Below are 18718 nucleotides of genomic sequence, written 5' to 3'. Positions count from 1 at the left end.
GAATCCCCAGGTGCCGTGGGAACCCTGTGCAGGGATTAATTAGAATCAGTGAGGTGATTGAATGCCGTATGACGCAGACTTAACCTCCGCAGACGTGGATCGATTACTCCAATACCTCGAATATTTCCAGGATCCTGGGTCCGTTTTTTATCATGAAGTAAATGGATACATGTGCGAAAGTGAGAAAATTGGAAGTTTTCGTAAAGCGTTAGATGATGTCGGCTTCTTAATGGTATTTAACTGGAGCGACTGGTTAATGGAGAACGAGATCTATAGGAACTTAGATAACAATATGGATAGCAGCATCATGAACGCCGATCTGGAAACCCTTAGGAAATTAATGACCAGTTATATTCGCGGGGATCGATTTAACGAAGGGTTATTTATCAGCGTATGTATGAAAGGGCATGCAGCTCAAATTTTGTTAAGACTGAGAGAATTAAAGGGCAAGTTATCATGATCATACGCATACTTGTCATCGTCGGCATGTTGGTAGAGCAATATAAAACAGAGCAAGATGCGATAGATAGGTATCTCGAAATCGAGACAATAACAGGAACACTTATTCAATTCAATTTAAGTGATGATAAAAAGATACTTCTGGCCGAATATAAAAGGCATGCCTATTTCGTTGGGGAATTGATCGAAACAGAGGAGGGCTTTGCAGCTGTGAAGCTGACTCCAACGCTCGATATTGGAAATACAAATGGCGTTATATTGGACTGCAAAACTTGGGATGGCAGTCAGCATGGTAAAATATAACTACAATTGAATCTTGGGTGGGCATGGTTTCCCTTCGAAAGGGGGTGAAGCCGTGGAGGTAAAGGATGCATTAACGATTATGTTTCTGTTTGGATCGTTCATTCTTGCTCTTTTAACATACATTAATAATAACAACAAGAAAAAGTAAAAACCCACCCAAAGGTTAAGCGCCGAAGGTGGGTTTTTCGTTCCTGAATGACTTAGAAGGGAATAAACCATCCAAGCCAATTGTACTGACCAAGTGTTCGCCGCACTTGGTCTTTATTACATATATAATACCATAAAATAAAATATGTATCAAAGCTTAGAAAATTCTGATGAAACGTAGATGATGAGTTGTATGCAAGAAAGTTCTCATCTTGTAACATCGCTCTTTCGCTGTCGATAAAAATTGATCGAAGCATATAGAATCTGGTTAAGGAAAGGTAACAAAATGACCAAAAAATCCACTGTTTTTATATCGCTTCTTATTGTACTTATTTCAATTCTAATGACATTCATTTTACTCCCAAAATCGAATGAGGCTACCACTCCTAATAACTCCGTTACCCTGACATTAGATGAACATACAGACTCAGTTATTTGGAAAGATCTTATTAAGCTCACGGTTGGACAACAAGATGGTCCGACAGAACATGTGAGCATTCGAAATCATTCGGAAATAACGAACAAAGAAAGTATACACCTGCCAATTGGTCAGGCTACATTAATTAGATTTCTACATGGTGGTTCGGCAGCTTATCCAGCTCCGGATAAAGTATTTTATTTGATATATATTCAGAAACCCGTTAAAGGAAAGTCGGAGGAATTAATAAGAACTTATTATATTGAAGGAGAAGTTATAGGCGATAGTGAAATAATAGCGAAAGAAGAACTCATAAAATTAGCACATGCTTGGAAGGTTGAGTAGAAAATATCGTATTTGTGCGTATGAATCCATACTATGATAGTAATAAGAAAGGATCCTTATGGAGATCTATGGAGAACACGTAATCTTATCTAGAATCACAAACGATGACTTGGATTTTATATGCAGGATTGAATGCGATCGGGATTTATGGCAGTTTGAAGAATCAGTACAGTCCGACGAACAAGTTGTTCGAAGCAACTATATGGAGAAAATCAATGAGGGAAGCGGAACAACAAGCTATGATTTTATCGTTCGTTTAGTGAATGATCGGAATAGAACTCCAATCGGACTTGCTCAAGTGTGGAGTTATATCGACTACAGGAAGAGTTGGGAATTGGGATTTGCGATCCTTCCTCAACATGGCGGACAGGGATACGGAAGTGAGGCTGCTAATCTCCTTTTGAAATTTGCTTTTGAACAACTGCACGCGCATAAAGTGGTTGGTATGTGCAATTCGCATAATGCTCGATCTGCAGCTCTTATGGAGCATATCGGTATGACCCAAGAAGCTGTTTTTAAAGAAGAGCTTTTTTGGAAGGGAGAGTGGACGGATCAGTTCTATTACTCCATTCTTGAAAAAGAGTTCTTTGAAGGTAAACAGTTGTAGGAAAGACTAGTTGAGCTCCCGGACGGGAACTTCATGATGATCGTACAAGAATTGAACAATCATATCGGAGGGGGAGAGAACATGATACAATCCATTGTCCATATCGCCTTAGTCGTGAAGGACTATGATGAGGCTATCGCATTTTATACCGAAAAGCTGAATTTCACCTTGATTGAAGATACATACCAGCCTGAACAAGATAAACGTTGGGTGGTCGTAGCACCTCCCGGATCGGCTGGCACGACAATATTGCTTGCCAAGGCGTCCAAGCCGGAGCAAGAGCCATTTATAGGCAACCAATCGGGCGGCAGGGTGTTCCTATTCTTATACACGGATGATTTCTGGAGAGATTATCGTGAAATGGTATCGCGGGGAATTGAGTTTGTAAGAGAGCCCAAAGAAGCGGATTACGGCATGGTGGCGGTATTCAAGGATTTATACGGGAACCTGTGGGATTTGCTGGAGTTGAAGGAAGATCATCCATTGATGAAACGGACGAAGTAATCGGTATCATATCGATCGTATATTCAAGAAACTACAAGGAGGAAGCAGCAGATGTCTAAAATTCTCAATGTGATTGTCATTGCAGCGCATCCGGATGAACCTGAAATCTATGCTGGCGCGATCTCGGCAGCTTACGCGGAGATGGGGCATCGGGTGAAGTTTGTAACGTTAACCGATGGATGCTGTGGTCATCATGAAATGAGCGGGCAGCAGCTGGTCGAACGTCGGATTCAAGAAGCGCAAGAGGCAGCAAAATGTCTTGGGGTACTGGAATACGTCGTCCTACCTATTCCCGATGGCGAATTGATGCCAACGCCCGAAGTACGCAAGGAAGTGATCCGTCAAATTCGTGGCTGGGAGGCTGATATCGTCATTACGTTCCATCCGGACGGTCCCGGTCATGTGGATAACCGCAATGTCGGGAAGGTAGTGCGGGATGCGGCAGATTTTGTTGCGAACGTACCTAATGCCGTCCCTGAAGTGCCGTCATTGAAGAAATCGCCGATATTTCTGCTGATGCCGGATTATGCAGCACGGGCGACGTATCAATCGGATATTGTCTTCGATGCAGGAAGCGTCATCGAGAAGAAATTGCTGGCCTGTGATGCCCACGCTTCCCAATTCTATGAGTTTGCACCTTGGCAGGGCGGTTTCTTGGATGCGGTACCGAATACCTGGGAAGAGAAGCGGGACTTTATTCTGAAGTATTGGGATCGGTTCCTGAGCGTCTCGAACGAAATGCTGCCCTCACTTGCGAAGCAATATGGCCAAGACCATGCAGCCAGCGTACAATATGCAGAGCCTTTCGAAATTGCGGATTATGGCAGAAGACCGAATGAAGCTGAAATGAAGGTTTTGTTCCCGATGTTAACCGGTACTCATGTGTAATCTATTCTTGGTTAGATCAGAAATAAAAGAGCGGATTCCTTTCTCAGGGAAATCCGCTTTCTTTTATGATCCGAAAAATAGGCTTACACCTTCTCCAAAGGTGATTCTACAACCGGACAGAACTCGGGATTCATCGAACTTAAGCGTTCGGCAAATTGCGGCTGGAGCTTGGCAAGCTCCGTATAATAACTTCCGATCACGTGGTTTCCGCTCACCGACCCATTCTGGAAGGTCAAGGGCCATTGGGTATGCACATGGCTGTAATAGAATTTCTTCTCTCGTTTTGGCATCTTGTAGATATGAGGCGGGGCGTGCGTTACGACGTCAAACAGGTTAGCAATGCGGCAGCTGCTTCGAACATATTTGGCAAAGACCTTGGCAAAATCGGGATCTCCCACACGAGGGGACCCATAGGTAAATACATAAGGGGATTGGTGGTCCGTGTTGGCGGCCACATCGACTGCGCATAAGGTTGCGAGCGCTCCTCCAAGGCTGTGGCCGGTAATGAACAGTGTCTTGTGGGTAGGAAGTTGGTTAAGTGCCGACATAATCTGGCCGCGAGCAGAGGCGTATATGTTAGTGAAACCGCGGTGTGTGAGAGAAGAGTCCTTAATATATTTGAAGTTTTTTTGGGAGGCGATGGCATCTGAGATCCAGTTTGTCGTGGAACTGGTGCCCCGAAAGGCGATAATAATTTCATCCGGTGACTCTAGAATAAACCCAAAGCGCTCGGACACGCTGATTAAGGAGTTCGCCTCAATGGTGTCATAAAGCGAATAATTTAGCGGAAGGACAAATGAGCCGTCCGTATTGGTGAATTGTGTATAGGTCTGTCCGCAGATCGCTGCCAAGAAAATGGCCCATTGTTCTCGTTCCATGCTCGTACCCATGCACATCCCGCCCTTCTGTTCTCCTACACTATATTAGGGTGTGGAAGGAAAGGTGCCTATACGCCTAAGAATGGCATATTTGCCATCAAGCTCAAGCCTATACACAGGATTTTATCATTAGAAGGTTTGGGTAGAACCAAGTTATATGGTACGATTCAATAGACGTTCTTGGTCGACCGGTGCATATGAGCATGCACATCATCAGAGTGTACTTTAATGATACAGAGAGCAGGGTTATATAGAATGACGGACAATATTCAACAACGCTTCCGTTACAGTGAAGCACCCATTTGGGAACTACAGCGGAATTATTACGAAGAACTGGGGATGAAAGCCTGGAATAATGATCAGGTTCCACAGTATATTACGAGCAACCCTATGATTGCTACAGCTTACGCCGAAATTATATTCGGATTCCTTCGGGACCGCGCCGATCAAGGTGATCTAACCGAAACTGTAACAATTCTGGAATTGGGAGCCGGAGCCGGGCGCCTCGGTTACCATGTGCTGCACAAGCTGTGCGAGCTGAGAGATTTTGCGGGTATAGCACTGCCCCCTTTCCGCTATGTCATGACCGATCTGCCGATTAAAAATGTTACAGCATGGAATCAACATCCTGCCATGCAATCCTATATTGAACAGGGACTGCTGGACTTCGCGAGGTTCGATGCCGTGCATGACACGGAATTGAACCTGGTGGTATCGAAGACAACGATACGTCCTGGAGATCTGAAGCAGCCGCTGCTGGTTGTCGCTAACTATTTTTTTGACGGCATTCCGCAAGAACTGATCTATGTGGGGGAAGGCAAGATTTACGAGAGTGATGTTGTCATCGAATTTCCGGAGCAGCACAACAAACTCAAGCCAGCTGAAGTGCTGGAACGAATGAAACTGGCATACGAGCATCGCCGTGAACCCAGATACGAGGAGGACACCTACCGGTACCGCGATGTGATTGCCCACTACCAGCAAGAGCTGGAGGATTCGCATATCCTGTTTCCAGAGGTGGGTTTGACCTGCATGGAGCGTCTGAATCAGTTATCAACGTCGGGTTTCATGCTTCTCACAGCGGATAAAGGAGATCATCATATCGATAATTGGAAGTTCGCCGAACCGCCGCAATTAATTTTCCATGGCAGCTTCTCTCTTACAGCAAATTATCATGCGTTTCAGTATGTGTTTGAGCAAAGGGGTGCAGAGGCGATTTTCCCCACGCAGCATTATAAAAATATTAACATCGGCTGTATCCTCATGCTGGAAGCACCGACGAGTTATGCCAATACTCGGATCGCTTACCGCCAATTTATCGAACGCTTCGGACCGGATGAATTTTTCAGCATGAAGGAATGGATCGACCGGAATATTGAGAGCATGGGCATGCAGCAAATTTTGTCTTTTTGGCGTTTGGGTGGGTATGACGCCGAGTTCTTCATTCAGAGCGCGAAACGCATCTCGAATCTGCTGCCGGATGCCAATGACGAAGAAATACTGGATATCCGAACAGGCATATATAAGATGTGGTCATCGTACTATGTGATGGAGCAGCGTTATGATCTGGCATTGGACGCGGGGCTGGTGCTGTTCGAGATGGATATGTACGAGGATGCGAGGTTCTTCCTGAAGGAATCCGTGGAGACGGATGAAGACGAGCCGGTGCCAACGGTTTTATATTGCTTGGCGATCTGCTGCTATGAGCTTGGTCTTGACGAGGAGGCTTTGGAATACACGCGTGAGGCGCTTGTTCTGGAACCCGATCATGAAGAGGCCTTGGCACTGTTGAAATGTTTTGAGTAAAACACGCATTTCTTAATGTTTGCGAAGGAAGTTACATGTTTTTCTCAGAATTGCATAGAAACGACGCACGCGACCCGGCCTCTGAGATTACAATAAGGCTGGGTCGTTCTGTATTTTGAACCTGATCCACTTACGATCCCAATCGTACAGATGGCCCTGCGAAGATTGTAGTAGTGGAGTATAATGTATAAGGATATTTACGTAAGGATGCTGACAGAAAAACATACAACGATAGGTGAAAAACATGAGAATAGCTTTTTTTGATTCAGGTTTAGGCGGTTTAACGGTGTTATCGGCGGCTATGAAGAAGCTGCCGCATGAAGACTTTTTGTTTTATGCGGACACCCTCCATGTGCCATATGGTACCAAAGACAAGGAAGACGTGAAATCTTACATCCATCATGCGATGGAAACGATCATGAAGGAAGAAGTCAAAGCCATCGTCGTTGCATGCAACACGGCTACAAGTATGGCGATTTCCGATCTAAGGAAGGCTTATCCGATCCCAGTCATCGGGATGGAGCCGGCCGTAAAGCCGGCCGTCGAAATCAATCGTTCCAGCGGGAAGCGAATCTTGGTGCTTGCTACGCCGCTGACCTTAAAGGAATCGAAGTACAGGGATTTGGTTCGACGAGTCGATAGCATGCATATCGTGGACTCCCTGCCTCTGCCGGAGTTGGTAGAGCACTGTGAGGCTTTGAATTTCGATCAAAAGGTCATGAATGCTTACTTTACCAAGCAATTCGAATCCTTCGATATGAATGAGTATGGAACCATCGTCTTGGGCTGTACCCACTATCCTTTTTACAAAAGAATCTTAACGGATCTGCTGCCGGATCACATTCGCATTATAGATGGCAGTAAAGGAACCGTGAACAGGCTCATTCAGGTATTAAGTGACAAGGAGCTGCTCAGCTCCAGCGGGCGTCAGGATGTTAAGCTATTAAATTCGAGCCACTCCATGGAGTACACAGAGAAGATGAAGAAGGCACTGAGTATTTATAGAGAAATAGAAGGGTAATCGGTTTGTTAGGCCCCGCTGCAAGTGTGATGGCTGAAGTCAACACGCTAATTCCCAATCGCATCGTTGGCGATGGTAAGAAGGTGAACAGCGATGTGGATGATAATGCCACCCTCATCCTTCAATTTGGAGGTGGGCAGCATGCCGTTATTCGCTCGTTATGGGGAATGTCCTTCAAGCAGAATAATACGCTGATCTACGGACGAAAAGGCACTATAGCTATGAATGACGGTGGATATCCTTTGGTTGTTCACACGTTGGGAGACGCTGTTCCAGATGCGGAGCCAGTCAATTGGCGGGGGAATGAGAACTGTTATCTCCCGTATCGTCAAATTGCGGAACAACGTGATGAGAGTGTTATTGCCCATTTTGTTCGCTGCCTCCGTACGGGTGAACAGCCCGTCCAGTCTGCGAAACAGCAGCTGCACGTGCACGAGATTCTGTTCGGTGCCTATCAATCTGCGGAATCCGGTGGGCGGTACGCATTGACGACAACTTTTACGCCAGCGGTAAAATTGGACCCGCACATATGGGATACTCGTAGCCGTTTTGTGTAGAAGGAATTAAAGGCTTCTCATTCGGATATATAATCCTGATGCAAGAAAGGACTGGAGAATTGAAATTAAAATTTTTTTTCATTCTAATGTTAGTTATCCTTGTTGGTTGTAATAAAGAGGATGATGGGGTCGTCATAGAAATCCATAAAGAACAGCATATTAATTACTTGGAGGATTACGGATGGAGCATTGATAGATTTGCGTCCGAAACAAAATACGCTGCTCATACTTTACAATCCTTTAAGTCGCATGTGAAAGATATTAAAGAATTGGGTCATGTGGACCTGAAACCATTTTTGGATAAAGAGGTTATCGAAACAGGGTATATTCTGCAAGAAAAAACAATGACTTACAATCAGATTGTGGGATATATACTGGAGTCAGGCAATGAAATCATTGGAGGGTATTTGGTATTTAATCATGAGGCAGAACAAGCTGATGGAACATTGAACATCGATCAAAGTAATATGAATCCTATTCTTCATCGCAAGGAGTTGGGTAGTGATGATCCGCCTTCGCATAACAAGAAGATGCGATCGGGATGATTTTTTATTTTCCTTAATTGATAAACCGGGGACGTACGCATCGATGTTACCCGATAACAAATATTATTAGAGATCAATCTAAGAACGGAAAGGATGCATTCTACATATGATCGGTTTGATTATTATCATTATGATAGTCGGCTTGGCCGGGATTATCAGCAATCAATATTCTGCTCTGAGAAGGATGGAACGCATGCAGCGTTCATTGGATGAGCTTAACACAAGACTACAGGAGTTGAATCATCATCCTAAACCGTGATATTGTTTTTAATTAGCGTGGTTAGTCTTACTAACCAGCAGAGAAGGAATGAGCGTATTCGCCTTAATTCAGATCAATGGGGGAGTAGGATATGAACCCTTTTAAACATTCAAAAAAAGAAATCAGAACGAAGTTTGAGATCGATTTGCTGCACCAGGCACAAGCCAAAGAACCTACGAAACCACCCCATCCTTGGCGTCACGAGGTTATTATTCCGGCTGGGGGGTGCATTGCGTGCGGATGGGATGCCGATGAGAACCTTGTTCTGATCAGCAGCTCCGGTTACAGCATTACACAGGCCAGATCCGGGAACCGACTGCACAGAGACCAGGATCCTAATGTAACGGATGATCATATTACCGATAACTACTTGAGTTTTCGTATTCCGCAGGACGGACAGGACATTTCTATTTTTGGATTTGAGTCTGGAGACGGGATTCATATCACGAACGATGGCTGGATGCTGGAAGTCATTTACCCCTGGTGGCCAAGGGCTTCCGTAGTCTTGGATCGGGTGTTTGTCCCTAACTATGAATATCTCAAACATGCCGCGATAATCGATTTGAACCGGCTGGATGGGAAAATAAAATGCGGTTTTTCCCCGTCTGGTCAACATTTCGTTATTCTGGGGTCTGGTGGTGCGCTCTTGTACTCGAGGGAGTAGTTGCTTGCAGTGACTATACATTGATAGCATTAGAGAGAGGTCATCATGTCTAAACAAAGTCTTAGAGATTTGATCTATGTGAATGGGAAGGAACAACATAACCTGTACTTTTATTCCTACGGCATTGAATTTTATGAATTTATGTCATGTGTAAGTAACCGACCGGAGAATTTGATTCTCCTTAAACACAAGTTCGAAGATGCCCAGTGGAGTATCCATTCCAGATTAGATTATGTGACATCTCAAGAACTTGATGGATTAGTGGAAGATAGCGTATACGATTATGGAGATTTTTGCTGGGTTGATTTTGATAGGGAAGAAGATCTGGTCAAATTAACCAAACTTCAAATTGCGGAATTATTAACCTTCGCTCATTTTGCCGAGCCCTTACATGAAATACCGAAAGCTAGGTTTGCTTACTACGCGCATGATGATGGATGGTTCAATAAGCTGTATGTATCTGACCTTGAGGATTATAAGACTCTGTTGTCTAGGGTCATCGTGTCCAAATTACATAGATTAACACGTCGGAAAATGGAAGACCTTCCAGATGACATAGCCGCCATGCTTCTGGAATCGACTAAGGAAGGCTTATTCATCGATTTCTCGAAAATCGTTAAAAGCAAAGCGAGTATAAGCGTACCTGTTACTGGCGTTGGGCATTACTTGGATATGGATAAGGTATATGAATTTAGAGATGAAATCACTGAGTACCAGGTTTGGTTAACTTACTCGAACAGTAAATGGAGTTTTGTCAAAGTAAACTGACATGAAGATGAACAGAAGCCAATCGAAGATAAGACCAGAAGCTTAACATAAGAGCAACCGATGCAGAAGGGGGATCCATTTCAAATGATTAAATACAATATTTGTTTTATTCGGCGCGGTGATGAGGTTTTATTGTTGAATCGTAAATCCCCGCCCTGGATGGGGTGCTGGAATGGCGTGGGAGGCAAGCTGGAGGCGAACGAAACCCCACGAGACTCGATGTTACGTGAATTGGAAGAAGAGACACATCTACAAGACTATAGTCTAACCTTTAAAGGCGTAGTGACTTGGTCCGTCAACGGTTCTATTACGGGTGGTATGTATTTATATCTAGCAGAGGTGCCTGAGGATTACATCTACCATACTCCAATCACGACAGCTGAAGGCATATTGGATTGGAAACCCGTTAAATGGATAACGGACGATGCGAATGTTGGAATTGCAGCCAATATACCGGGTTCGCTCGAACTTATCTTGCATGATCCCAGTTGCTATGATCATCGCTGTACATATAAGGACGGTAAGCTCGTCGAACAAACCCCGATTCAGATCAGTGCCTTGATTGAAACGGATGAAGCGATGAGAGAGGCGTTGTTGAAGCCGTATCGGGAAGAGGGAGTTACGATTTAATCTCATTAGAAAAAAATACTCAAACACCACATGACCCGACTTAGATAGGAAATATCTTAGGCCGGGTTTTGCTTTCAGTATGAGGAGCTCTGGAACTCACTGGCAGAGTGAAATAGAATCCTAAAGGTGTTGAACGGATTGAAAAAGGTTGTTACCCCAATAATCATTGTCGTAGAAGTATTAGAATGAAGTAGACGATGAGAACTTTAAGATGATGCTATTACCGTTTAAAGGAGGTGCTGCCTTGTCAGCCATGGACAGTCTTTGTTCCCACTTGCAAATTGCTGCAGCGAATTTCGGCCTGACTGAAGTTATGCCAAAGATCTTAAGCTGCGGAGGAAATATCATCATTCACTTGGCCCCTCATCCGATCGTTGCCCGGGTTGCTGCGTTTACCCCCGAACAAGATCCCCAAATAGGCAAGAAACTTGAACAAGAGCTGCGCGTAGCTTCTCATCTTCACGAGGAGGGAGTTCCAGTGCTGCTGCCTGTGCATTTCTCGCAAGAAGGACCACTTGAGCTGGATGGGCACTGGATGACGTTCTGGGAGTACATTCCTCAAACAGCACTCCCATTCCCTTCACCGAGCGAAGCGGTCAACATAGTGAATACATTAACCCTTGCCATGGAGCAATATACCGGAGAACTCCCTATTCTGGGTGTGTGGGACAGGATCCATCAATCGGTTACGCGATTATCCGCTCATCCGGATGATCGGATACAACGATTAATCCACAAATTTTATGAAATAGATCAACAGATGCGCGCAGAATCCCAGCTGTTGGTTCCCAGCCATGGCGATGCTCATGCCCGCAATTTAATGCCGAGCCCAAGGGGCTGGCTCTGGATGGATTTTGAAGATGTATCCTTGATGCCTCGTTACTGGGATCTGGCTTCATTTGTGGCAAATCTGGCTTTATTTAAAGGGGAGCAGGAGCCAACATTCCGGTTTATGATAAGCCGTCCCGACATTGTGGCAGACCGGGATGCCTTTGGATTTGCACTGTCCGCCCGCATATTAATGTCTACACTTGGCAACGTGGATTACGCCATTGCAGGTCACGGGGATATGGAATTCGCCTGTTCACAATTGGAACTTGCAGGGGAGTTCATCTACCGTGTGGAACATATTTGTAAGGGGCCTTAAGTCAGACGAAACTTGGTTAAGGATTCTGAAATCCAAGGAGATTATCAGCATAGTGGGCAAATTTATTGAAAAGGCGTTAGTCCATATTTTTTGGACTCTTGCTTGCTCCCAGAGACGGTTTAAGATTTGGATCGACATTATTAACAATACTCGCATAAAAACATGCTTTGTTCATAGGAGGGGATAAGGTTGAAGGACACAAGCTTGTATTTTTACAATGAGCTATCGGAAACATATCACCTGATATTTAAGAATTGGCCTGAAACGGTTCAATGGCAGGGGGCTTTCTTCGATAAGTTTATTCGTTCGTTATACGCAGAGGGCCATGAGGGTCCGATCGATCTCCTGGATGCATCATGTGGGATAGGAACACAGGCTTTGGGATTAGCGCAGCATGATTTTACTGTAACGGCAACAGATATTAGCCCCAATTCGGTTGAGAGAGCGAAGAGGGAAGCTGACAAGTTTGGGGTACATGTTCATTTTGGAGTCGCGGATTTCAGGACGCTGGATAAGGATGTTCCTGGTCAATTCGATGTCGTTTTGTCTGCTGACAATGCTGTTCCCCACCTACTGGACGACCAAGAATTAAGCGTGGCTTGCCGGAACTTCTATGAGAAGCTTAGAGACAAGGGGCTACTGATTATATCGATGAGGGACTATGACGAGATTCTGCAGAATCAACAGCGCTCCACGTTGCCCCGAGTTATGGATGAAGGAAAACGTATCGTTTTTCAAGTCTGGGATTGGGCTGAAGCTGGAAATCACTATATAACCAACCAATTTATTATGCAAGAGCTTGATGGGTCATGGAAGACTGAAGTCAACAGCACATCCTATAGAGCTTTATTGAGAACGGAATTAAGTGCAATATTGGAGGAAGCGGGATTCACCGATATCAGATGGCATATGCCTTCGGAATCGGGTTTCTATCAGCCGATCTTGACAGCAAGGAAATTATGAATGAATTCCACCTGGGTAAAATGAGTTCCTTCAATTGCCTTAGTATATGAGGAGGAGTTATGGATGGCAAAATTAACAGGTCACGAACAAGTCGTGGAGTATCTTCACCATCTTGAGCATCCATTAAAGGCTGAAATTGAGGAAGTAAGAAGCTTCATATTAAGCGTCGATGATCAGATAACCGAGCAGATCAAATGGAATGCACCCAGCTTCTGCGTTCAGGGCGAAGACCGAATCACTTTGAATTTACAAGGGAAAGGCTTCTTTCGCATCATTTTTCATTGTGGGCCAAAAGTTCAAACTCATGACATCAAGGGAGCCATGCCTGAGGATACTCTATTGGAATGGGCCTCTAATGATCGGGCAATCGTGAAGATTTATAATTTAAACGATCTGGAGGAGAAGAAAGAACAATTAAAAGAAGTCATCGTTAGATGGATTGAAGTGACGAGTAAGGGGTAATCAGGGAGTATTGTGGTTGTTGTTCAGCTCTACAAGCAGGCGATTAAGTGAAGGGGTGAATCAGTTGAACAAAGTGATAGATTATTATAATGCCTTCGATGAATGGGGGCGCTTGGATAGGGAGCCCATTGAATTTGTCGTCAATTTGCATCATATCTTGAGTATGCTGCCTGAGAAAGGTCATGTGTTGGATAACGGTGCGGGACCTGGGAAGTATTCGATAGAATTAGCGAAGAACGGTTACGATGTGACCTTAACAGACCTTACGCCAAGATTAGTCGAGATTGCGGCTGCTAAAGCCGAAGAATTCAAGTTAACAGGCCAGTTCAAGGGGTTTCACCGTGCCAATGCCAACGATCTTAGCCTATTTCAAGATGAGGTGTTTGACGGTGCACTTATGATGGGACCGTTATACCATTTGCAGACTGAGCAGGATCGGTCTACGGCTGTCCAGGAATTGTATCGCGTTACTCAAACGGGAGGCTACGTCTTTGTGGCATTCATGACCCGGATTCGGCATCTGATGACATCATTATCATTTCCGGAACAATGGAAACCGAATGATAATATCAGCAGCATTAAGGAATTTGTTAGGACCGGGATATTCAATCATAACGATGAAGGAAGATTTACCGGTGCGTATTATTATAACTTGGAGGACGTTAAGCCGTTCATGGAATCGCATGGCTTCGAGACGATCAAATTGATAGGTTCGTCAAGTATAGCAGGCTCCTTCAAGGCAGAGCAGTTCGATTATTGGCGGTCCCGTGGGGAAGAGGAATTCCAAGAAGTCATGAACCTGATCTACCGGGAAGCGGAGAACCCAAGCATTCTGGGAGTCTCATCTCATTTATTGTATATTGGGCAGAAACGATAAGGGGTATGAAAAAATTAATTAGAAGAATGGTTGCAATATTGGTACTGGTTCTCATCATTTTAGCAGTTACCTGCCCCAATGAGGCCGATTACAACAGATGGTTGTCGAAGGAATATGGAATTACGTGCGTAAACACAGGGATAGAAAATAAATGTAGTAAATCCGGGAAGGAAATCCGGTTTAAGTCAGGGCATATAAAACATGCTGCTATTTATATGGGAGTCGAACAAATATATACGGAAGATAACAAGGATTATCAATTACGAGCGGTTGGTATTCTGAATACTTTTTTTAAATACTAGACTCCACAAAAATAATAAAAATTGCAGGGAAACAGGGGATAAGGACATACCATGAACAACATGATCGTTCACGAAGTTTCCGACCTGGGTGCAGTAGACATCACCGAGCTCCTGACTGAAAGCAAGGAAGAAGGATTTAGGAATATCCATAGGCTAGTGAATGAATATAAAGAGGGCATCAATACGTTTCAGCATGAAGATGAAGCCTTGTTTGAATGTCGAGTTGGTCATAGAGTCATTGGCATTTGCGGGTTAAATCGTGATCCGTATTCTGACGGAAGCATCGGCAGGATCCGCAGACTGTATGTGTTAAAGGAATTTCGGCGTCATGGAGCCGGGAGAAAGTTGGTTGATGCGGTAATTCATATGGCGAGCAGCCATTATACTAAACTCGTCTTGAAAACGGACAATCCCAAGGCAGCTGAATTTTATAAGAATTTAGGTTTTAAGGAAAATGCGGATGATGAACTAGTCACGCATGAACTTGAGTTATGATGTAATCACTAATGTCCCGCCTCGATCTGATAGAGAGCTTTCAACGGTTAAGAAAGGCTACCCTAAAGGCAGCCTTCCTTACCCCTCGTAGGCTTGCTGTAACACATGCATGTCAATTTTTGATTTCGTCTGGAGTAAAGCTTTCATGACTCGTTCCGATTTTGCCGGATCGGGGTCGGTTATCATTTCGCTTAAGTTAGCCGGGACGATCTGCCACGATACACCGAACTTGTCTTTCAGCCAACCGCATACTTGGGCTTTCTCGTCACCGTCCTCAGACAGCTTCTCCCAATAATAGTTCAATTCTTCTTGAGTTTCGCAATGCACAATAAATGAAATGGCTTCGTTGAAGGTAAAATGCGGACCGCCATTTAAGGCGACAAAATGTTGGCCTTCCAGCTGAAATTCCACAGTCATGATCGCACCTTCGGCAAACTCATGATTGTCATTCTTCTCTGCACCGTAACGCGTGATACGCTCGATCTGCGAATTTTTAAAAATAGAGATGTAATGCTGGGCTGCTTCCTCGACTTGGTGATCAAACCACAAGTTTGGCGAAATCTTCTGGACCCTATTCTTCATAATTTCAAGCGATTTATTCCTGCCACTTTTGGGTTCGCATAACAATGCAGTTAGAAAATTGTGCGATGGTTGCAGGATAACGGATGTCTTATGTGAAATCCATTAGGTATAGACGATGGAAGAAAACAATAGGCGACTGGGGTGACTAGTGATGATTGAGGTGCTATTGCGAGATGTGTTCGAAGACGATCTTGCCATATTTTTTGAGCAACAACAAGACCCTGAGGCAAACTACATGGCGGCTTATACAGTGAAAGATCCTTCGGATAAGGCAGCTTTTGATGCGCATTGGGCCAAAATCTTAGGCGATGAGACCATCATCAAGAAAACCGTTTTATATGAGGGACAAGTAGCCGGGCAGATTTTATTATTCGAACATATGGGTCAGCCCGAAGTCAGCTACTGGATAGGGCGCGAATATTGTGGGAAAGGCATAGCGACGAGAGCCCTTTCGTTATTTATCAGAGATATCAAAACCCGTCCATTGTATGCACGCGCAGTTAAAGATCATATCGCCTCGATTCGGATCCTGGGAAAAAACGGCTTCATCATCTGGGGGGAAGATAAGGGCTATGCCCATGCTCGTGGTGAAGAAGTGGAAGAATATATTATGAAGCTATCTTTTTAGAATAACGGAGGTTAAAACATTGAGTGGAGGCCATTTCATAATTACGGGAACCTCGAGAGGAATCGGGGAGCAGTTGGCCCACATGCTTCTAGAGAAGGGCCATGTCGTGCATGGGGTCGCGAGAGGAACGTCCGAGAGATTGAGCAGCTATCTAAAATACAATCACCATGTATATAATCTGAGCGATACGTTGGGTCTGGAGGAGCTTGTGGATAGAGTGTTTGACGAGATTGATGCCGATCATGCGGATATGATCTGCCTTATCAATAATGCGTCCATGCTTGAACCACTGAAGGCCATTGAACTATGCGATGCGATAGATATTCATATGAATGTGCAAATCGGTCTGATTGCGCCGATGATCTTAACTTCCTGCTTCATCAAGAAAACGGAGGGGCTCTCCATTCGAAAGAAAATCATCAACATCTCTTCTGGCTCCGGAACATATCCAGCACCTACGATGAGCGTATACTGCACGGCGAAGGCTGGGATCAATATGTTTACACAGAGTGTTGGGACCGAGCAAAGGAACCGGCAGAACCCGGTGGAGATCATTGCGGTCAATCCTGGAATGGTGGACACGGATATGCAAAGAATGGCCAGAGGGAAAAATGAGCAGGAGTTTGAAATGGCCAAAGCCTTCGCCAATGCGCATGAGTCTGGACAGCTGCTATCTACGGAGGAAATCGGGGCGCATCTGCTACATATTATTGAGAAGAATTTTGAACCTGGAAGCATTGTGAATTATAACGAAATCTAAGGGGCCTTGTCTTGTGAAAATTGAAGTATATCTTATCTATCGGGGGCTGTTGTCATGATGATGCCAACACATATGTCGCTGTAGGCGGCGTGGTTGAGAATGAACGCGGTGAAATATTGTTGGTGAAGGACCGTAACGGGTGGGTTTTTCCAGGTGGGCAGATGGAAGCCGGAGTTTGAAATTAAGCTGAGACGGAATATATAAGGGCTGCGTAATGGTCTATCATGTATCGAAAGGAATATTCGCATGGAAGAAGTTATTGTAACACCATACAATCCGGACTGGAAAGACGAGTTCGAACGGGAAAAAGCTAAAATTGAGTCAGCACTGAAGGGACTTGATGTCCATATCGAACATATCGGGAGCACGTCGGTGATGGGTTTAGGATCGAAACCGACCATCGATATGATGGCTGGTATTTTGAGTTTAACGCTAGTAAATGAACAATATATAGAGAATCTGGCCAGAATCGGGTATGAATATGTGTTTAAACCGGAGTTTCCGGAGCGACTCTTCTTTCGTAGAGGGCAATGGCGGGCGGGGACCCATCATCTTCATGTTTACAAGTATCAAGGCCAACAGTGGAACGACCAGATTTTATTCAGGGAGTATTTAATGAACCATCCGGATACAAGGGATCAGTATTATACCTTAAAAAAAGTTCTTGAGAGTCAATATAAACATGACCGCGTGGCCTATACCAACGGCAAGGCTGATTTCATTCGTGAAGTGATCCATAAGGCAAGGCTTGATACGGACGGAGTTAGTTAGGAATCTTGATGCTTGAAGGAAGGAGTAAAGATGATGTCCGAATATTACTGGGATTCTAAAATCGAATATTTGAGAAATACCAGATGGTTATATTACAACGATGACTACCTGGAGTTTCTAGTGAAGAACGTCTGGAAATTGAATGCCCCCGTTAACATTGTGGATTATGGTTGTGGCTATGGGTATCTTGGAGTGAAGCTTCTCCCGCTATTACCCGAAGGGTCAACCTATACAGGTATAGACAAAGGTGAAGATTTGATCAAGGAAGCAAGAGAAGTGTTTGATAAGCTGCCCTATTCCGCTGAATTCATCCAAGGAGATATTGAGGACATGTTTGTGCATCGTCAGTATGACGTTGCGATCTGCCATGCATTTTTATTACATATGGCAAACCCTCGGATGATTCTTCAAAAAATGATCGATAGTGTACTGGACGGTGGCCGAGTCATTTGTTTTGAGCCCCATTGGATTGCTAATACGGCAAATTATGGATTTGATGAAATCCAGCATTCTGAAGTTGTCCCTCTAGGCATATTACAGAAATTGTACGAAGAGAGCGCCAAAGATAGCGGAAAAGACGGAAACATCGGCATGAAGCTGCCGATATTCCTAAGTCAGCTGGGATTACGGAATGTGGAGTGCCGAGTCAGTGACAAAGTGAATTTTTTGGACCAGAATATGGACGCTGCAGAGAAAGATCGGCTTTTTCAGTCCTTGAAGGAAGAAGGCATTGGGCAGGAACTCGAGGATTCGGTTAAGGTAGTGGAGCAGTTGGTACAGAGAGGTTTATCAGTGGAAGAAGCACAAGCCCAATATGCCGCCGAACTTAAGCTGTTTCAGGTGTTTGATAGCGATTCGTGGTTAACTTACGCGCCGAATATGAAGATTTCTTTTGGCACGGTTAGTCGAGAATAAACGACCTAAGGAGCCCT

At 44.5% G+C, this 18718-nt stretch carries 26 protein-coding genes and 1 pseudogene; 25 read left to right on the top strand and 2 right to left on the bottom strand.

Translation table 11 applies throughout. The annotated features are described in order from the left end of the window. Positions 1 to 61 precede the first annotated feature (61 nt). From MHH48_RS24555 to MHH48_RS24525, 7 genes are all read left to right on the top strand, one after another. A complete protein-coding gene (locus MHH48_RS24555) occupies positions 62 to 460 on the top strand; it encodes a DUF6508 domain-containing protein (RefSeq protein WP_076325235.1) in 399 nt (132 codons plus the stop codon). After that, positions 457 to 762: a hypothetical protein gene (locus MHH48_RS24550; protein ID WP_076325234.1), complete on the top strand. Its 306-nt coding sequence runs from the start codon at positions 457 to 459 to the stop codon at positions 760 to 762. Before MHH48_RS24555 ends, MHH48_RS24550 begins: the two co-directional genes overlap by 4 nt. 52 nt (positions 763 to 814) lie before the next feature. Beyond that, positions 815 to 910, top strand: coding sequence for a putative holin-like toxin (locus MHH48_RS24545; RefSeq protein ID WP_227793437.1), 96 nt, complete (start codon positions 815 to 817; stop codon positions 908 to 910). A gap of 285 nt (positions 911 to 1195) precedes the next feature. Then, a complete protein-coding gene (locus MHH48_RS24540) occupies positions 1196 to 1672 on the top strand; it encodes a hypothetical protein (protein WP_076325233.1) in 477 nt (158 codons plus the stop codon). 58 nt (positions 1673 to 1730) lie between these two features. Then, complete coding sequence (locus MHH48_RS24535; RefSeq protein WP_076325232.1) at positions 1731 to 2279, top strand: GNAT family N-acetyltransferase; 549 nt, start codon at positions 1731 to 1733, stop codon at positions 2277 to 2279. Between the two features lie 81 nt (positions 2280 to 2360). Next, the gene (locus MHH48_RS24530; RefSeq protein ID WP_076325231.1) at positions 2361 to 2783 is read left to right on the top strand and encodes a VOC family protein; all 423 of its coding nucleotides are present in this window, start codon (positions 2361 to 2363) and stop codon (positions 2781 to 2783) included. A 51-nt stretch (positions 2784 to 2834) separates the two neighbouring features. Beyond that, positions 2835 to 3671 carry a PIG-L deacetylase family protein gene (locus MHH48_RS24525; protein WP_076325230.1) on the top strand — a complete coding sequence of 279 codons (837 nt, stop codon included), beginning with the start codon at positions 2835 to 2837 and terminating at the stop codon, positions 3669 to 3671. Positions 3672 to 3754: 83 nt separating this feature from the next. Here the strand turns inward: MHH48_RS24525 and MHH48_RS24520 are convergent, their stop codons facing one another. Next, positions 3755 to 4561 carry a lipase family protein gene (locus MHH48_RS24520; RefSeq protein ID WP_076325229.1) on the bottom strand — a complete coding sequence of 269 codons (807 nt, stop codon included), beginning with the start codon at positions 4559 to 4561 and terminating at the stop codon, positions 3755 to 3757. Between the two features lie 243 nt (positions 4562 to 4804). On the opposite strand from MHH48_RS24520, the gene MHH48_RS24515 reads away from it, so the two are divergent. From MHH48_RS24515 to MHH48_RS24455, 13 genes are all read left to right on the top strand, one after another. Next, positions 4805 to 6355: a tetratricopeptide repeat protein gene (locus MHH48_RS24515; protein WP_076325228.1), complete on the top strand. Its 1551-nt coding sequence runs from the start codon at positions 4805 to 4807 to the stop codon at positions 6353 to 6355. Positions 6356 to 6599: 244 nt separating this feature from the next. Beyond that, entirely contained in the window at positions 6600 to 7376 is a 777-nt protein-coding gene (gene murI, locus MHH48_RS24510) for a glutamate racemase (protein ID WP_076325227.1), read from the top strand. A 5-nt stretch (positions 7377 to 7381) separates the two neighbouring features. Then, positions 7382 to 7933, top strand: coding sequence for a hypothetical protein (locus MHH48_RS24505; protein WP_076325226.1), 552 nt, complete (start codon positions 7382 to 7384; stop codon positions 7931 to 7933). Between the two features lie 38 nt (positions 7934 to 7971). Then, complete coding sequence (locus MHH48_RS24500; RefSeq protein ID WP_256720755.1) at positions 7972 to 8478, top strand: DUF4830 domain-containing protein; 507 nt, start codon at positions 7972 to 7974, stop codon at positions 8476 to 8478. Between the two features lie 106 nt (positions 8479 to 8584). Further along, positions 8585 to 8737 (top strand): hypothetical protein, encoded by a 153-nt coding sequence (locus MHH48_RS24495; protein WP_179090706.1) that lies wholly within the window; start codon positions 8585 to 8587, stop codon positions 8735 to 8737. A 91-nt stretch (positions 8738 to 8828) separates the two neighbouring features. Further along, a complete protein-coding gene (locus tag MHH48_RS24490) occupies positions 8829 to 9401 on the top strand; it encodes a hypothetical protein (protein WP_076325225.1) in 573 nt (190 codons plus the stop codon). Between the two features lie 45 nt (positions 9402 to 9446). Further along, positions 9447 to 10169 (top strand): hypothetical protein, encoded by a 723-nt coding sequence (locus tag MHH48_RS24485; protein ID WP_076325224.1) that lies wholly within the window; start codon positions 9447 to 9449, stop codon positions 10167 to 10169. 84 nt (positions 10170 to 10253) lie between these two features. Then, positions 10254 to 10799 (top strand): 8-oxo-dGTP diphosphatase, encoded by a 546-nt coding sequence (locus tag MHH48_RS24480; RefSeq protein WP_076325223.1) that lies wholly within the window; start codon positions 10254 to 10256, stop codon positions 10797 to 10799. A gap of 253 nt (positions 10800 to 11052) precedes the next feature. Then, on the top strand, positions 11053 to 11946 hold the full coding sequence (locus MHH48_RS24475; RefSeq protein ID WP_076325270.1) for a phosphotransferase: 894 nt from the start codon (positions 11053 to 11055) through the stop codon (positions 11944 to 11946). Positions 11947 to 12135: 189 nt separating this feature from the next. Further along, the gene (locus MHH48_RS24470) at positions 12136 to 12909 is read left to right on the top strand and encodes a class I SAM-dependent methyltransferase (protein ID WP_076325221.1); all 774 of its coding nucleotides are present in this window, start codon (positions 12136 to 12138) and stop codon (positions 12907 to 12909) included. Between the two features lie 63 nt (positions 12910 to 12972). Further along, positions 12973 to 13371 (top strand): DUF1801 domain-containing protein, encoded by a 399-nt coding sequence (locus MHH48_RS24465; RefSeq protein WP_076325220.1) that lies wholly within the window; start codon positions 12973 to 12975, stop codon positions 13369 to 13371. A 64-nt stretch (positions 13372 to 13435) separates the two neighbouring features. Beyond that, a complete protein-coding gene (locus tag MHH48_RS24460; RefSeq protein ID WP_076325219.1) occupies positions 13436 to 14248 on the top strand; it encodes a class I SAM-dependent methyltransferase in 813 nt (270 codons plus the stop codon). Between the two features lie 353 nt (positions 14249 to 14601). Next, positions 14602 to 15045 (top strand): GNAT family N-acetyltransferase, encoded by a 444-nt coding sequence (locus MHH48_RS24455; RefSeq protein ID WP_076325217.1) that lies wholly within the window; start codon positions 14602 to 14604, stop codon positions 15043 to 15045. Between the two features lie 78 nt (positions 15046 to 15123). Here the strand turns inward: MHH48_RS24455 and MHH48_RS24450 are convergent, their stop codons facing one another. Further along, complete coding sequence (locus tag MHH48_RS24450) at positions 15124 to 15627, bottom strand: VOC family protein (protein WP_076325216.1); 504 nt, start codon at positions 15625 to 15627, stop codon at positions 15124 to 15126. Positions 15628 to 15778: 151 nt separating this feature from the next. Here MHH48_RS24450 and MHH48_RS24445 point away from each other — a divergent pair, with 151 nt between their 5' ends. The 5 genes and pseudogenes from MHH48_RS24445 to MHH48_RS24425 all read left to right on the top strand — a co-directional run bounded on the left by MHH48_RS24445 (position 15779) and on the right by MHH48_RS24425 (position 18701). Continuing rightward, positions 15779 to 16255, top strand: a complete 477-nt coding sequence (locus tag MHH48_RS24445) for a GNAT family N-acetyltransferase (protein WP_076325215.1) — start codon at positions 15779 to 15781, stop codon at positions 16253 to 16255. Positions 16256 to 16274: 19 nt separating this feature from the next. After that, positions 16275 to 17015 carry an SDR family NAD(P)-dependent oxidoreductase gene (locus MHH48_RS24440; protein ID WP_076325214.1) on the top strand — a complete coding sequence of 247 codons (741 nt, stop codon included), beginning with the start codon at positions 16275 to 16277 and terminating at the stop codon, positions 17013 to 17015. Positions 17016 to 17069: 54 nt separating this feature from the next. Then, a pseudogene (locus MHH48_RS24435) lies at positions 17070 to 17188 on the top strand (NUDIX domain-containing protein); the annotation flags it as partial. A 73-nt stretch (positions 17189 to 17261) separates the two neighbouring features. Beyond that, positions 17262 to 17786 (top strand): GrpB family protein, encoded by a 525-nt coding sequence (locus tag MHH48_RS24430; RefSeq protein WP_076325213.1) that lies wholly within the window; start codon positions 17262 to 17264, stop codon positions 17784 to 17786. Between the two features lie 33 nt (positions 17787 to 17819). Further along, positions 17820 to 18701 (top strand): class I SAM-dependent methyltransferase, encoded by an 882-nt coding sequence (locus tag MHH48_RS24425; protein ID WP_076325212.1) that lies wholly within the window; start codon positions 17820 to 17822, stop codon positions 18699 to 18701. The last annotated feature ends 17 nt before the right edge of the window (positions 18702 to 18718 follow it).

Source organism: Paenibacillus sp. FSL F4-0100, assembly GCF_037993005.1.
In the GTDB taxonomy this organism is placed as follows: Bacteria; Bacillota; Bacilli; order Paenibacillales; family Paenibacillaceae; genus Paenibacillus_AQ.
The sequence above is the reverse complement of the archived record's forward strand: the minus strand, read 5'-3'. Positions and strand labels throughout refer to the sequence as shown.